The organism is Pseudomonas sp. F(2018), from assembly GCF_005508865.1.
Classification (GTDB): domain Bacteria; phylum Pseudomonadota; class Gammaproteobacteria; order Pseudomonadales; family Pseudomonadaceae; genus Aquipseudomonas.
In genome coordinates this window covers 46,193-59,802 of record NZ_SCOM01000002.1, presented here as the reverse complement: position 1 = coordinate 59,802, position 13,610 = coordinate 46,193, and the positions used below count along the sequence as shown (strand labels likewise).

General features: G+C 65.8%; 13 protein-coding genes. 8 read left to right on the top strand and 5 right to left on the bottom strand.

The window, feature by feature from the left end; genetic code table 11:
• Window positions 1-51: 51 nt before the first annotated feature.
• Window positions 52-1,113, top strand: coding sequence for an SMP-30/gluconolactonase/LRE family protein (locus FFS62_RS08120; RefSeq protein ID WP_137972330.1), 1,062 nt, complete (start codon window positions 52-54; stop codon window positions 1,111-1,113).
• 133 nt (window positions 1,114-1,246) lie between these two features.
• On the opposite strand, the gene FFS62_RS08110 is transcribed toward FFS62_RS08120, so the two are convergent.
• Window positions 1,247-2,038, bottom strand: a complete 792-nt coding sequence (locus FFS62_RS08110; RefSeq protein WP_137972329.1) for a 1-acyl-sn-glycerol-3-phosphate acyltransferase — start codon at window positions 2,036-2,038, stop codon at window positions 1,247-1,249.
• Window positions 2,039-2,156: 118 nt separating this feature from the next.
• On the opposite strand from FFS62_RS08110, the gene FFS62_RS08105 reads away from it, so the two are divergent.
• On the top strand, window positions 2,157-3,011 hold the full coding sequence (locus FFS62_RS08105) for a sulfurtransferase (protein WP_137972328.1): 855 nt from the start codon (window positions 2,157-2,159) through the stop codon (window positions 3,009-3,011).
• Between the two features lie 4 nt (window positions 3,012-3,015).
• Here the strand turns inward: FFS62_RS08105 and FFS62_RS08100 are convergent, their stop codons facing one another.
• The gene (locus tag FFS62_RS08100; protein ID WP_137972327.1) at window positions 3,016-3,768 is read right to left on the bottom strand and encodes an AraC family transcriptional regulator; all 753 of its coding nucleotides are present in this window, start codon (window positions 3,766-3,768) and stop codon (window positions 3,016-3,018) included.
• Window positions 3,769-3,950: 182 nt separating this feature from the next.
• Here FFS62_RS08100 and lon point away from each other — a divergent pair, with 182 nt between their 5' ends.
• From lon to FFS62_RS08085, 3 genes are all read left to right on the top strand, one after another.
• Window positions 3,951-6,362: an endopeptidase La gene (gene lon, locus FFS62_RS08095; RefSeq protein WP_137972326.1), complete on the top strand. Its 2,412-nt coding sequence runs from the start codon at window positions 3,951-3,953 to the stop codon at window positions 6,360-6,362.
• 123 nt (window positions 6,363-6,485) lie between these two features.
• Complete coding sequence (locus FFS62_RS08090; RefSeq protein ID WP_137972325.1) at window positions 6,486-6,887, top strand: protease inhibitor I42 family protein; 402 nt, start codon at window positions 6,486-6,488, stop codon at window positions 6,885-6,887.
• A 296-nt stretch (window positions 6,888-7,183) separates the two neighbouring features.
• On the top strand, window positions 7,184-7,870 hold the full coding sequence (locus FFS62_RS08085) for a lysoplasmalogenase (RefSeq protein ID WP_137972324.1): 687 nt from the start codon (window positions 7,184-7,186) through the stop codon (window positions 7,868-7,870).
• Here the strand turns inward: FFS62_RS08085 and FFS62_RS08080 are convergent.
• The gene (locus tag FFS62_RS08080) at window positions 7,825-9,477 is read right to left on the bottom strand and encodes a diguanylate cyclase (protein ID WP_171016297.1); all 1,653 of its coding nucleotides are present in this window, start codon (window positions 9,475-9,477) and stop codon (window positions 7,825-7,827) included. The two genes, FFS62_RS08085 and FFS62_RS08080, sit on opposite strands and share 46 nt — an antisense overlap.
• A gap of 212 nt (window positions 9,478-9,689) precedes the next feature.
• On the opposite strand from FFS62_RS08080, the gene FFS62_RS08075 reads away from it, so the two are divergent.
• The 3 genes from FFS62_RS08075 to cmoB are packed head-to-tail and all read left to right on the top strand — an operon-like array spanning window position 9,690 to window position 12,034.
• Entirely contained in the window at window positions 9,690-10,259 is a 570-nt protein-coding gene (locus tag FFS62_RS08075; protein WP_137972322.1) for a hypothetical protein, read from the top strand.
• 33 nt (window positions 10,260-10,292) lie between these two features.
• Entirely contained in the window at window positions 10,293-11,066 is a 774-nt protein-coding gene (gene cmoA / locus FFS62_RS08070) for a carboxy-S-adenosyl-L-methionine synthase CmoA (protein ID WP_171016296.1), read from the top strand.
• Complete coding sequence (cmoB, locus tag FFS62_RS08065; protein ID WP_171016295.1) at window positions 11,063-12,034, top strand: tRNA 5-methoxyuridine(34)/uridine 5-oxyacetic acid(34) synthase CmoB; 972 nt, start codon at window positions 11,063-11,065, stop codon at window positions 12,032-12,034. Before cmoA ends, cmoB begins: the two co-directional genes overlap by 4 nt.
• 10 nt (window positions 12,035-12,044) lie before the next feature.
• Here cmoB and FFS62_RS08060 read toward each other — a convergent pair whose 3' ends face one another.
• Entirely contained in the window at window positions 12,045-12,482 is a 438-nt protein-coding gene (locus FFS62_RS08060) for a PaaI family thioesterase (RefSeq protein WP_137972320.1), read from the bottom strand.
• Between the two features lie 127 nt (window positions 12,483-12,609).
• On the bottom strand, window positions 12,610-13,443 hold the full coding sequence (locus tag FFS62_RS08055; protein WP_137972319.1) for a S1 RNA-binding domain-containing protein: 834 nt from the start codon (window positions 13,441-13,443) through the stop codon (window positions 12,610-12,612).
• Between the last annotated feature and the right edge of the window lie 167 nt (window positions 13,444-13,610).

The window sequence follows — 13,610 nt, the reverse complement described above, 5'->3', positions numbered from 1 at the left end:
GCCCGCCAGCGTGTAAACTGCCGCGCATTCGCAAACCAGGGAAGAAACACAATGAAAAAGTTCCTCGGCCTCCTCGTGCTGGTCGGCCTGGCCATCGGCGCCTTCCTCTATATCACTCCCAGCCCCATCGCCCCGCTGGCCTGGAAACCCCAGACCGCACCGCTGATGACCGGCGTGCTGGAACCCAACGACACCCTGATGAAGGCCGAGCTGCTGGCCCAGGGGCAGATCCATGGCCCGGAAGATACGGCCGTGGATGCCCAGGGCCAGGTCTACGCTGGCCTGCATGACGGGCGCGTCGTGCGCATCGGCGCGGACGGCAAGGCGGAAACCTTCGCCGCCACCGGCGGCCGCCCGCTGGGCATGGACTTCGACGCCCAGGGCAACCTGATCGTCGCCGACGCCTACAAAGGCCTGCTGCGCATCGACCCGCAGGGGCGCATCACGGTGCTGGCCACCGAGGCCGAGGGCGGCCCGTTCGTCTTCACCGATGACCTGGATATCGCCAGCGACGGGCGCATCTACTTCACCGACGCGTCCAGCAAGTTCCAGCAGCCGGACTATCTGCTCGACCTGCTCGAAGGCCGCCCCTATGGCCGCCTGATGGTGTTCGACCCGGCCACCGGCAAGACCCAGGTGCTGCTCAAGGACCTGTACTTCGCCAACGGCGTGGCCCTGTCGCAGAACGAGGACTTCGTGCTGGTCAACGAGACCTACCGCTACCGCATCCAGCGCTACTGGCTGAAAGGCGACAAGGCCGGCACCCACGACCTGTTCGCCGACAACCTGCCGGGCATGCCGGACAACCTGCAGGGCGACCGTGCCGGCACTTTCTGGGTGGCCCTGCCGACCCCGCGCAAGAGCGACGCCGATTTCCTCCAGGCCCAGCCCTGGGTCAAGGCCCAGCTGGCCAAGCTGCCGCGCTCGCTGTGGCCGAAGCCGGCCTCCTATGGCCTGGCCATCGCCCTCAACGAAAAAGGCGAGATCGTGCAGAGCCTGCACGACACCAGCGGCACCCACCTGCGCATGGTCACCTCGGTGAAGCCGGTGGGCGACTACCTGTACCTGGGCAGCCTGGACAATGATCGGATCGGCAAGCTGAAGATCCGCTGATGATCCTCCCCTCTCCCCCCGGGAGAGGGGCCGGGGGTGAGGGATTTGCTAGCGACAATCCGGTATTCCCTCACCCCAGCCCTCTCCCAAAGGGAGAGGGAGAAAAAGCCCGCCATTCGGCGGGCTTTTTCGTTCACACCGGCTGCTCGGTCAGCCTGGCCGGCACCACGCTGGGCACCGGTTCACCCAGCAGGTCCTGCATGCTCAGGCGCACCTGGGCCATCAGCTCGGGCAACCGCTCGACGTCGTAGCGGCTGGCGTCGGTCGGCGCGCCGATGTGCAGCTGCACCGGCAGGCCGAGATTGAAGCGCCAGGTGCGCGCCGGCAGCACCTCGGAGATGCCGCGGAAGACGATCGGCACTATCACCGCATTGGTATCCAGGGCCAGGTGGAAGCAGCCCTTCTTGAATGGCAGCAGCTGGCCGTCCCGAGAGCGGGTGCCCTCGGGCGCGGCCCACAGGACGATGCCGCTCTCCATCATGCGCTTGGCGTTTTCCAGGTCCTTCACCGCCTGCTGGCGATTGTGCCGGTCCACCGAGGGGAACTCGGCGGCGCGAATCGCCGCGCCGAACACCGGGATGCCGAACAGCTCCTTCTTCGCCAGCATGCGGATCGACCCCGGCAGGGCGACGAAGCTGGCGGGGATGTCGTAATGGCTGGCGTGACTGCTGAGCAGGATGTAGCGGCGGCCGTCGTTGAAGTCCGGCATCTGGCCATGCACGCTGAGGTGCATGCGCACCAGGCGCAGCAGCAGGCCCGACCAGCGGCGGGTGTAGCGATCCACGTCGGCACGCCGCAGACGCCCGCTGACGGCGCGCAGCAACACCTTGCTGCAGTAGTAGAAGGTCACCAGCAGCGACCCCAGGACCACGCCGACGCGGCGGGCCAGGTTGGCGCTTTCGATGGCAGGATGCAGGCTGAGCATGGGGTTACCTCGTGTGGCGAACCGCAGTGAGAGCGGCAAAAGGCTCCCGGGTTCGCTTCTGGTTATTCGTGGCTGTCCTTATGATGCGTCTGGCCATGAATACGACACAGGAGGTCCCATGCCACTCGCCCAGCTGATCACCGCCGACCATCTGCACGCCCGCCTGCAGGAGCCGGGGCTGGTCATTCTCGACTGCCGCTTCGCCCTCGACGACCCGACCCATGGCGCCCGCAGCTACGGCGAGGGGCATATTCCCGGCGCCCGCTTCGCCGACCTGGAGCACGACCTCTCCTCGGCCAAGATCAAGGGCGTCACCGGCCGCCATCCGTTGCCCGAACCTGCCGCGCTGATCGACCGGCTGCGCGCCTGGGGCATCGACAACGACTCGCCGATCGCCCTGTACGACGACGGCCCCGGTGCCTTCGCCGCCCGCGCCTGGTGGCTGCTGGCCTGGCTGGGCAAGCGAGATGGCGTGTACCTGCTGGATGGCGGCCTCAAGGCCTGGAAGGAAGCCGGCCTGCCGCTGAGCGCCGAGACGCCGATGGTTGCCCCGGGGAATTTCCGCGGCCAGGCGGACGGCGCCCTGTTGCTGCACGCCGGGCAACTGCAGCAGCGCCTGGGCAACCCCGAGCTGACCCTGCTCGACGCCCGCGCCCTGCCCCGTTTCCGCGGCGAGACAGAGCCGCTGGACCCGGTGGCCGGCCATATTCCCGGCGCCCAGTGTGCGGTGTTCACCGACAATCTGGGTGGCGACGGCCGCTTCCTGCCGGCCGAGCAGCTGCGCGCGCGCTTCGACGGCCTGCGCGGATCACGCCCGGTGGAATCGCTGGTGGCCTATTGCGGCTCGGGCGTCACCGCCTGCCACAACCTGTTCGCCATGAGCCTGGCCGGCTACCCGCTGGCGCCGCTATACGCCGGCTCGTGGAGCGAATGGATCACCGATCCGACGCGGCCGGTGGCGACCGGCGACTGAGGAGCTACTGCAGACCGCGCAGCCGCTTGGGCGTCAGCCCCATGTAGCGGCGCATGGCCGTGGTCAGCGCACTTTGGCTGGAGAACCCGCATTCCTCGGCGATCCGCACCAGCGCCAGCGGGCTCTCGCGCAGCAGGCGCGCGGCGTGGTCGAGGCGGGTCTTGAGCAGGTACTGGTGCGGCGTCAGGCCCACGCTGTCCTTGAACTGGGCGTGGAAGTGGCTCGGGCTGAGGCAGGCCACCTGGGCCAGTTCGATCACCGTGATGCGGCGCGCCAGGTGCTCAGCGATGTAGGCATCCAGCCGCCCCAGATCCAGATTGGCAATGGTGCCGCGTCCGCGCTCACCGAACAGGCGCAGGTGCAGCGCGCGCAGCAGTACACCGCCGAGGGCGCGGGCCAGGTGCGGGTCGCTGCCATAGCGAGCCAGCTCCGCGCCGGCGTAGCTCAGCAGGTTCTGGAAATCGGCATCCAGGGTCGGGTAGCGCGGGCTCTCGAACAGCTCGGCGAGCAGGCTGAGGTCTTCCGGCGAGGTATCGCGTTCGTCCAGATCGAGAATCAGCATGCGGTTGTCGCCCATGCCGGCGAACTGGTGATCGGCATCGCCCGGCACCAGGCAGGCGCGCATGCGGCTGACTTCGCCACCACGGCCACTGACCTCGAATTCCGCGCGCCCGGACAGCGACATCACCAGTTGGTGATAGTCATGGGCGTGTTCGAGGGCCTGGCTATCCAGGCATGCGAGGCGGGCATTGAGCATGGCGATGCACCAAGCGAAGCGAGGGTTGCACTTTAACCAGTTAAGCCGCAAAGAGGCAGTAGCACCGACAAATGGCATCGGTTGCACCTTCACAAGAAAAGGCGCAACCAAACAACAGGATTGAAATACCGGCGCCCTCGCCCCATCTAAACCGCATCATCGATCGACTGAACAGGGCCGCCATGAGCGATCAGGACAACAGCTCCGACTACAGTTCCGAATACATCGAGGCCGAGGCGCACCGCCAGGCCACCCACCTCGCCCTGCCCGGCCAGACGCTGCCGGACAAGCTCTACGTGCTGCCCATCCACAACCGGCCGTTCTTCCCGGCCCAGGTGCTGCCGGTGATCGTCAGCGAGGAACACTGGGCCGAGACCCTGGAGCTGGTGGCCAATACCGAGCACAAGTGCCTGGCGCTGTTCTACGTCGACCAGCCGGTGACCGACCCGCGCCATTTCGATACCGCCTCCCTGCCCGAACACGGCACGCTGGTGAAGATCCACCAGGCCAGCCGGGTGGACGGCAAGCTGCAGTTCGTCGCCCAGGGCCTGAGCCGGGTCAAGGTCCGCGGCTGGCTCAAGCGCCATCGCCCGCCCTACCTGGCCGAAGTCGAGTATCCATCGAGCGCCAACGACCAGCGCGACGAGGTCAAGGCCTACGGCATGGCGCTGATCAACGCGATCAAGGAACTGCTGCCGCTCAACCCGCTGTACAGCGAAGAGCTGAAGAACTACCTCAACCGCTTCAGCCCCAACGATCCGTCGCCGCTGACCGACTTCGCCGCCGCCCTGACCACCGCGCCGGCCGGTGTGCTGCAGGAAGTGCTGGATACCGTGCCGGTCCTCAAGCGCATGGAGAAGGTGCTGCCGCTGCTGCGCAAGGAAGTGGAAGTCGCGCGACTGCAGAACGAGCTGTCCGCCGAGGTCGACCGCAAGATCGGCCAGCACCAGCGCGAGTTCTTCCTCAAGGAACAGCTCAAGGTGATCCAGCAGGAGCTGGGCATCACCAAGGACGACCGCAGTGCCGATGCCGACGAGTTCCGCGCGCGTCTGGCCGGCAAGACCCTGCCCGAGCAGGCGAAGAAGCGCATCGACGAGGAGCTGCACAAACTGGCGATCCTGGAAACCGGCTCGCCGGAATACGCCGTGACCCGCAACTACCTGGACTGGGCCACCGCCCTGCCCTGGGGCGTGGTCGGCCAGGACAAGCTCGACCTCGGCCACGCCCGCAAGGTGCTGGACAAGCATCACGCCGGCATGGACGACATCAAGGCGCGCATCACCGAGTTCCTCGCCGTCGGCGCCTTCAAGGGCGAGATCTCCGGCAGCATCGTGCTGCTGGTCGGCCCGCCCGGCGTGGGCAAGACCAGCATCGGCAAGTCCATCGCCGAATCCCTCGGCCGGCCGTTCTACAGGTTCAGTGTGGGCGGTATGCGCGACGAGGCGGAGATCAAGGGCCACCGCCGCACTTACATCGGCGCCATGCCCGGCAAGCTGGTGCAGGCGCTGAAGGAAGCCGAGGTGATGAACCCGGTGATCATGCTCGACGAGATCGACAAGATGGGCGCCAGCTATCAGGGCGACCCGGCCTCGGCGCTGCTGGAGACCCTCGACCCGGAGCAGAACGTCGAATTCCTCGACCACTACCTGGACCTGCGCCTGGACCTGTCCAAGGTGCTGTTCGTGTGCACCGCCAACACCCTCGACTCCATCCCCGGGCCGCTGCTCGACCGCATGGAGGTGATCCGCCTGTCCGGCTACATCGCCGAGGAAAAGCTGGCCATCGCCAAGCGTCACCTGTGGCCACGCCAGCTGCAGAAGGCCGGGGTGAGCAAGAGCCAGCTGAGCATCAGCGATGCGGCGCTGAAAGGCGTGATCGAGGGCTACGCCCGCGAGGCCGGGGTGCGCCAGCTGGAGAAACAGCTGGGCAAACTGGTGCGCAAGGCGGTGGTCAAGCTGCTGGATAACCCTGGCAGTCAGGTGAAGATTGCCCCACGCGACCTGGAGGCCTACCTGGGTATGCCGGTGTTTCGCGGCGAACAGGTACTCAACGGCACCGGCGTGATCACCGGCCTGGCCTGGACCAGCATGGGCGGCGCCACCTTGCCGATCGAAGCCACGCGCATCCATACCCTGAACCGCGGCTTCAAGCTAACCGGCCAGCTCGGCGACGTGATGAAGGAGTCGGCGGAGATCGCCTACAGCTACATCGGCGCCCACCTCAAGAAGTTCGGCGGCGATGCGACCTTCTTCGACAAGGCTTTCGTCCATCTGCATGTACCGGAAGGCGCCACGCCCAAGGACGGCCCCAGCGCCGGTATCAGCATGGCCAGCGCCCTGCTCTCCCTGGCCCGCAACCAGGCGCCGAAGAAGGGCGTAGCCATGACCGGCGAGCTGACCCTCACCGGCCAGGTGCTGGCCATCGGCGGAGTCCGCGAGAAGGTAATCGCCGCGCGGCGGCAGAAGATCTTCGAACTGATCCTGCCCGAAGCCAATCGCGGCGACTTCGCCGAGTTGCCGGACTACCTCAAGGAAGGGCTGACCGTGCACTTCGCCAGGCGCTACTCGGAGGTGGCCAAGGTGCTGTTCGGCTGATTCTCAGGTCGGGTGAAGCCCTTACAGTCGGGTATGGGCTTAACCCACCCTAGCCGCGCCCTCTCGCCCGCACGCGGAGCCAGCGGCTATGCTGTGCGGGTTTTCGATCGACAGGAGTCCACCATGAACCGTGCCCACCGCCTGCTGCTGCCTTGCAGCCTCGCCCTGCTCGCCGCCTGCACCTCGCAGCCGAAACCCAGCGTGAGCGTGGAAGAGAAGCAACTCGGCAAATGCCCGATGGAGCTGCACAGCGGCCAGACCCTGAACATCACCCTGCCGAGCAATCCCACCACCGGTTTTCGCTGGGTAGTGGCCGATGCCGCACCCGGCGTTCTGCGCAGCCTGGGCAAGGAGGTTTACGTGACGCCGGAGGACGCCGGGCTGGTGGGCGCCGGCGGCCAGTCCACCTGGCGCTACCAGGCCTATCAGCCCGGCACGGGCCGCCTGCTGATGCAGTATCGGCGTCCCTGGGAAGTGGAAGTGAAGCCGGCCAAGATCATCGACTGCCAGATCGAAGTGCGCTGAGCGGCATAACCATGGCCAGGGTACGTCTGCCCAAGAACCTTGGTGATTGCGAAATCATCACCACCAAAGCTGGCAGCCCTGCCATCTGGAATCGCAAGTCCGGGAAGAATCCTTTTCTGGTCGCCTGCCGCAATCTCGAAGAGGCCGAGCGAGTTCTGCAGAATTAACGAAAGCGACAAGCAAGAAGAAATCTGGCTTTAGCAACTGACGCGATAAAGCACCCCGCGTGGCACTTGACGCACTGGCCTCGGCCGGCGCGATGGCAATAATGGCGCAAACAACAAGAGAGCCCCGCCATGCGCCCACTATTGCCGATCGCCGCCCTCGCCGGCGTCGCCCTGTTCCTGCTCGGCCTGCACCTCGAACTCAAGTGGCTGACGCTGCTGAGCAAGCCACTGCCGATGCTCTGTCTGCTGATCTGGCTGCGCCAGGCGCCCGCCGGCACCTACCGGCGCTGGATCGCCATCGGCCTGGGACTGTCGCTGCTGGGTGACATGCTGCTGCAGTGGCCGGCCGACCTGTTCGTGTTCGGTCTGGGCGCCTTCCTGCTCGCCCATATGGCCTATCTGGTGGCTTACCTGAGCGACACCCGCCGCCTGGCGCCGATGGACTTGCTGCTAGCAGTCCTGGCGGCCGGCGGCATGTTCTTCGTGCTGGCCGGCGCCGGCCTCGGGCCACTGCTGTTGCCGGTGGCGCTGTACAGCCTGGCCATCGGCGCGATGCTGTGGCGGGCGCTGGCGCGGATCGGCGTGGTGGGTAGCACCTCGGCTTGGCTGGCGACGGGCGGTGCGGCGCTGTTCGTGCTGTCGGACAGCCTGATCGGCATCAATCGCTTCGTCGCACCGTTCGAGGGCGCCAGTTACGCCATCATCCTCAGCTACTGGCTGGGCCAGCTCGGCATCACCGCCTCGGCGGTGGCCCTGCTCGCCCGACCGGCTCAGCTGGAAGGTGCCTCCTCGGCGCCATCCATTTCCCGACGATAGACGCACAGGCGGTTACGCCCGCCGCGCTTGGCCTGATACAGGGCCAGGTCGGCGGCGTGCAGCAGGGCATCCATCTGCTCGCCATCCAGGGGGAACCAGGCCAGGCCGAGGGAAATATTGATCGGTCCCAGGGGCTGGCCGCCGTAGCGCACCTGCAGACGACTGACCGCCAGACGCAGGGACTCGCAGCGCTCGATGGCGTCCTCGCGGCTGATCTCCGGCATCACCAGGCAGAACTCTTCGCCGCCATAACGGCAGGCCAGGTCGCTGGTACGCACGCTGCGCTTCATCTCCATGGCCAGATGGCGCAGCACCAGGTCGCCGGCTTCGTGGCCGAAGGTGTCGTTGAAGCGCTTGAAGTGGTCCACATCGAGCAGCACCACGGCCACCGGCGATTGCTTGCGCGAGGCGCGCAGCAGTTCGCGGCGCAGAGTCTCGTCGAGGAAGCGGCGGTTGTGCAGGCCGGTCAGTGCATCCACCAGCGACTGCTGGCGCAGGCTCTCGCGCAGCGACAGATTGGATACACCCAGCGACACCTGCTCGGCAAAGGCCTCGGCCAGCTCCAGGTCGGCGGCCTGCTCGCCGCTCAGGGTCAGCACGCCCAGCGGCTCGCCCTGGGCCATCAGCGGCACGCAGACATAGCCATGCTCGACCAGGGGCGTGCCCAGCAGATGCGGGCACAGCAGGTCCTTGCCGGGGTCCGCCACCTGATGACTCTGACCGCGACGGATGGCCCAGCACGAATGCGGCTCGAACAGATCGATGTCCTGCGGCCAGTCGCCCCAGTGGGCCACGCTTTCCAACACGTCGCGCGAGGGATGGTAGAGCGTCAGGCTGCCGGCATTGCGTGGGAACAGCTGAGCGGCGAAGCGACCGATGATGCCGTAGCACTCGTCGAAACTGTTGATCGAATGCAACGCACCGGCCATGCGGCTGAGCAGCGATATCTGGCGATTGCGCAGCTCCAGGCGCTGCATGCCGCTGGACAGCTGCTCACTGAGGTTGCGCAGACTGTTGCGGGCGGCGCGGCCTTCCTTGAGCGTGCGGAAGGTGAAATGGAACAGCAGGGCGATCAGCAACAGGTCGAGCAGGCCGATTACGACCAGCCCACCTACCAGCGCACGTTGCTGCCACTCGCGGCGCTGTTCGAGTATCTGCAAACGCACATTCAAGTCGGCCTGCATCTCGCTACTGAAGGTGCGCAATGCGTCCATCAGCTGCTTGCCCTTGCCAGCGGAGATGCGTGCCACGGCGGCATCCATCCCCGCCTGACGGCGCACATCGACGATGCCCTGCAGGTAGCTGCGCTGCTCGGCAATCACCGGCTTCAATCTGTCCAGGTGGTGCTTGAGCTGCGCGTCCTCGACCGCGCTCTGCTCCAGCACCAGCAGCAGACGATCCACTTCGGAAAAACCCAGGTAGAGCGGCGAGAGGAAATCGTCACGGCCGGTGATGACGAAACCACGCTGTCCGGTCTCGCCATCGGTCAGGGCCGCCAGCAGTAGCTGGCTGTTCGCCAACAGTTTCTCCTCCTGCTCATAGCGAACCTGGGTGGCGTCGACCCAGCGTTCACCGAAGAGCGGCACCAGCAGGTTCAGGCAGAGCATCAGTATGGCAAGTATGAAACCGGCCTGGAGTCGGGTTGCCGTCCGCATTTCCATTCCTTATCGGGCAGATAGCACAAGAGTAACCCCTGCAGCGTGGATAGCCCACCCGCTCCCGGCCATCGCCGTGGATAAGCCGACTGTCTCGCGGCTGAAACGGCAGCGCTTCGCCAAATCGTCTATAGAAGGAGTCAGGACCTTTCAAGGAGGCTGCCATGCGCGGCAACTCGTGGGCGCTGCTGATGCTTTCCGTGTTTCTGCTGCCCGGCTGCACCAGCCTGCTACCCAGCCAGCGAGCGGAGGTCACATCGCCCTTCGGTGACTATACCGACACCGAGATCCGCTACTCCCAGGCGCAGCCGGGTAAGACCACCCGCGTCGAGCTGTTCGACCTGGGCTTCGATCCGCTGAGCCAGGGCAACGGCAAGATGCTCTCGTTCATCGACCTGCGCCTGCTGTTCGTCCAGCCCAACGTACCCATCGAGTACCTGCCGGACGGCATGCTGCGCTGCCTGGAGGCCAAGGATCGCTGTATCGGCTACGCCTTCGAATTCAACAAGACCGACACCCAGCGGGTGGGCAGCTTCTGGGCCGATGTGCTCAATTTCCGCAAGACGCGGGAGCTGAAGGGCTGGACCTTCCGTGCGGTATTCGTACTGGTCGACGACGTGCTGGTGCACAAGGTCAGCAACGGCGAGCCGAACATCCGCCGCTACGAGGTCAAGCGCAATCCGCTGGGCCCGTTGCAAGGCGGCGGCGAGTTCATCCTGGATCAACTGCCCTGATGGCGGTTGGGTTGCCGCACGCTCTTGGCTAGAATGCCGGCCTTTCCGCCCGGACCGATCACCGTGAAACAGCAGCCCGACCGCCTCTTCGCCCAGCCCCTGGACCAGGTGCCGGACTTCGTCTTCAACGAGGACGTGGCCAAGGTCTTCCCGGACATGATCAAGCGCTCGGTGCCCGGCTACCCGACCATCGTCGAGAACCTCGGCGTGCTGGCCGCCCAGTTCGCCCAGCCGCACAGCGCCCTGTACGACCTCGGCTGTTCCCTCGGCGCCGTGACCCAGGCCCTGCGCCGCCACGTGCGCACCGACGACTGCCGGGTGATCGCGGTGGACAACTCCCCCGCCATGGTCGAGCGCTGCTCGGAGTACCTGCATGCCCAGGACGCCATGTTCCAGGAGTTGCTGCCGGTCGAGGTGATCGAGGCGGATATCCTGACCCTGGACTTCCAGCCCGCCTCGCTGGTGGCGCTCAACTTCACCCTGCAGTTCGTCGCCCCGGAACAGCGCCTGGAGCTGCTCAGCCGCATCCGCCAGGCCCTGCTGCCAGGCGGCGCGCTGATTCTCTCGGAGAAGCTGCGTTTCGAAGATGCCGCGGAGCAGGCCCTGCTCGGCGAGTTGCACCTGGCCTTCAAGCGCGCTAATGGCTACAGCGAACTGGAAATCGCCCAGAAGCGCAGCGCCATCGAAAACGTGATGAAACCCGACAGCCTTGAGCAGCATCGCGAACGCCTGCTGGCCGCCGGCTTCTCCAAGGTCGTGCCCTGGTTCCAGTGCCTCAACTTCGCCTCGCTGATCGCCCTGCCATGATCTTCTCCCGCCTCGACCTCGACGCCCTGCAACAGCAACTGGCCGGCAGTCCGCTGCAGGACTGGGCCGCCGACCTGCCCGCCCAGCTCGACGCCAAGCTCGCCGTCGGCCATGGCGACCTGGCGCGCTGGTTCGCCGCCGTCGAGGCGCTGCCGACGCTGGCGCTGGAAAAGGCCGAACTGCGTACCGCGCTGCGTCTGGACGGCGCCTGCGACGAGGCCACCCGCGCCACGCTGAAGACCGCGCTGCAGGGACTGATTCCCTGGCGCAAGGGGCCATTCAAACTGTTCGGCGTGAATGTCGATACCGAATGGCGTTCGGACTGGAAATGGCAGCGGGTCGCGCCCCACCTGGATCTCGCCGGCAAGCGCATCCTCGATGTCGGCTGCGGCAACGGCTACTACATGTGGCGCATGCTCGGCGCCGGCGCCGATGCGGTGGTCGGCGTCGACCCCAACTGGCTGTTCCTCAACCAGTTCCTCGCCGTGAAGAACTACCTGCCCGATTCGCCAGCCTGGCACCTGCCGCTGGCCCTGGAGGAGCTGCCGGCGAAGCTGGAAGGCTTCGACACCGTGTTCTCCATGGGCGTGCTCTATCACCGCCGTTCGCCCATCGACCATCTGCTGGAGCTCAAGGACTGCCTGCTCAAGGGCGGCGAACTGGTGCTGGAGACCCTGGTGATAGAAGGCGACGCCCAGCAGGTGCTGGTGCCCGAGGACCGCTACGCGATGATGCGCAACGTCTGGTTCCTGCCCTCGGTGCCAGCGCTGGAACTGTGGCTGCGCCGCGCCGGCTTCGTCGATGTGCGCTGCGTGGATGTCTCCACCACCAGCGTCGACGAACAGCGCAGTACCGACTGGATGCGCTACCAGTCGCTGCCGGAGTTCCTCGACCCGGCCGACCACAGCCGCACCCTCGAAGGCCTGCCGGCACCGACCCGCGCGGTACTGCTGGCGCGCAAGCCCTGAGGGCAGCGACTCAGTCGGCGTAGCCCAGGGCGTCCGCCAGGTTGATCTTGCTGCGCACGAACACGCCGTTGCCACGCCCCACTTCCTTGCCATCCTCGCCGTAGAGCACGGCCTCGGCGATGAACTGCGACCGGTTGCGGTTGACCACCTTGCCCACCGCCTTGAGTCGGCCGGCGGACACCGGGCGGGTCAGGTAAGTGGTGAAGGCCGTGGTCAGCACGAACACCTCGGGCTCCAGGGAATTGGCGGCGAAGAAGGCGGCATCGTCGAGCAGCTTGAAGTATACCGAGCCGTGCACCGCGCCGGCTGCATGGAAGAACTTCTCTTCCACCTGGACCTCGATCTCCGCCGCGCCATCACTGATGCGCATGACCGGCTGGTAGAAGGCGTTGACCGGGGCGGCGGCATACATGCTCTGCAGACGCTGATAGTGTTCCTCGGGGCTCATGGCGACTCCGTTATTCTGGGTTCGCCCCACTCTATCGCGCTCTGAAGACGGCGAACTCATCACGGCCGGACAGCCCGCGAGCATGGCGGAATCGGCCGCTAAGCGGCCCTCCGCCTCGCGGATCGTCTCAGACCAGCTCGATGCGGTCGTCGTGGATGCGGATCAGGCCCTGCTTGAATAGCCCGCCGATGGCCTTCTTGAAGTTGCCCTTGCTGACGCTGAAGATTTTGCTGATGGCCTCGGGCGAGCTCTTGTCGGACAGCGCCAAGCTGCCGCCGGCTTCGCGCAGGCGCGCCAGTATCTGTTCGGACAGCTCGTCACGGGCCTGCTGGCCGACCTGCTGCAGGCTCAGGCTGATCTTGCCGTCGGCGCGCAGCTCCTTGATGAAGCCCTTCTCCTGGGAGCCACCACGAATGAACTTGAACACCTCGTTCTTGTGGATCAGCCCCCAGTGCTGGCCATTGATGATGGCCTTGAAGCCAAGATCGGTCTGCTCCACCACCAGCAGGTCCACTTCCTGGCCGACCTGGTAGTTCGCCAGGGTCTTGTCCAGGTAGCGATCCAGACGCGCGGTGGCGGTGATGCGCCGGCTGCGGTCGAGGTAGACGTGCACCACGCAGTAGTCACCGACCTGCAGCGGGCGCTTCTCCTCGGAGTGCGGCATCAGCAGGTCTTTGGACAGGCCCCAGTCGAAGAACAGGCCAATGCGGTTGATATCCACCACCTTGAGGCTGGCGAAGCCACCGACCTGCACCTTGGGCTTCTCGGTGGTGGCGATCAGACGGTCTTCGCTGTCCAGGTAGACGAACACGTTGAGCCAGTCGCCGACCTCACACGGCTCGCCCTTGGGGATGTAGCGCTTGGGCAGGAGGATCTCGCCATCGGCATCGCCGTCGAGATAGAGGCCGAAGTCGGCCAGCTTGGCCACCTGCAGAGAGTTGTAGCGCCCGATCAGAGCCATGTTCACCACCCAATTCGAAGAGGCCGGCATTCTACACCCTAGCGTCGGGAGACAGCCGGTAACATGCGCCACTGGCGTCTAGCACGGGCATGTTTCAGAATCATGGCATCCCGCAACTTCGACCCGCTCCATCTGTCTGAATTACACGGATTCTCGCTGCCCTATCT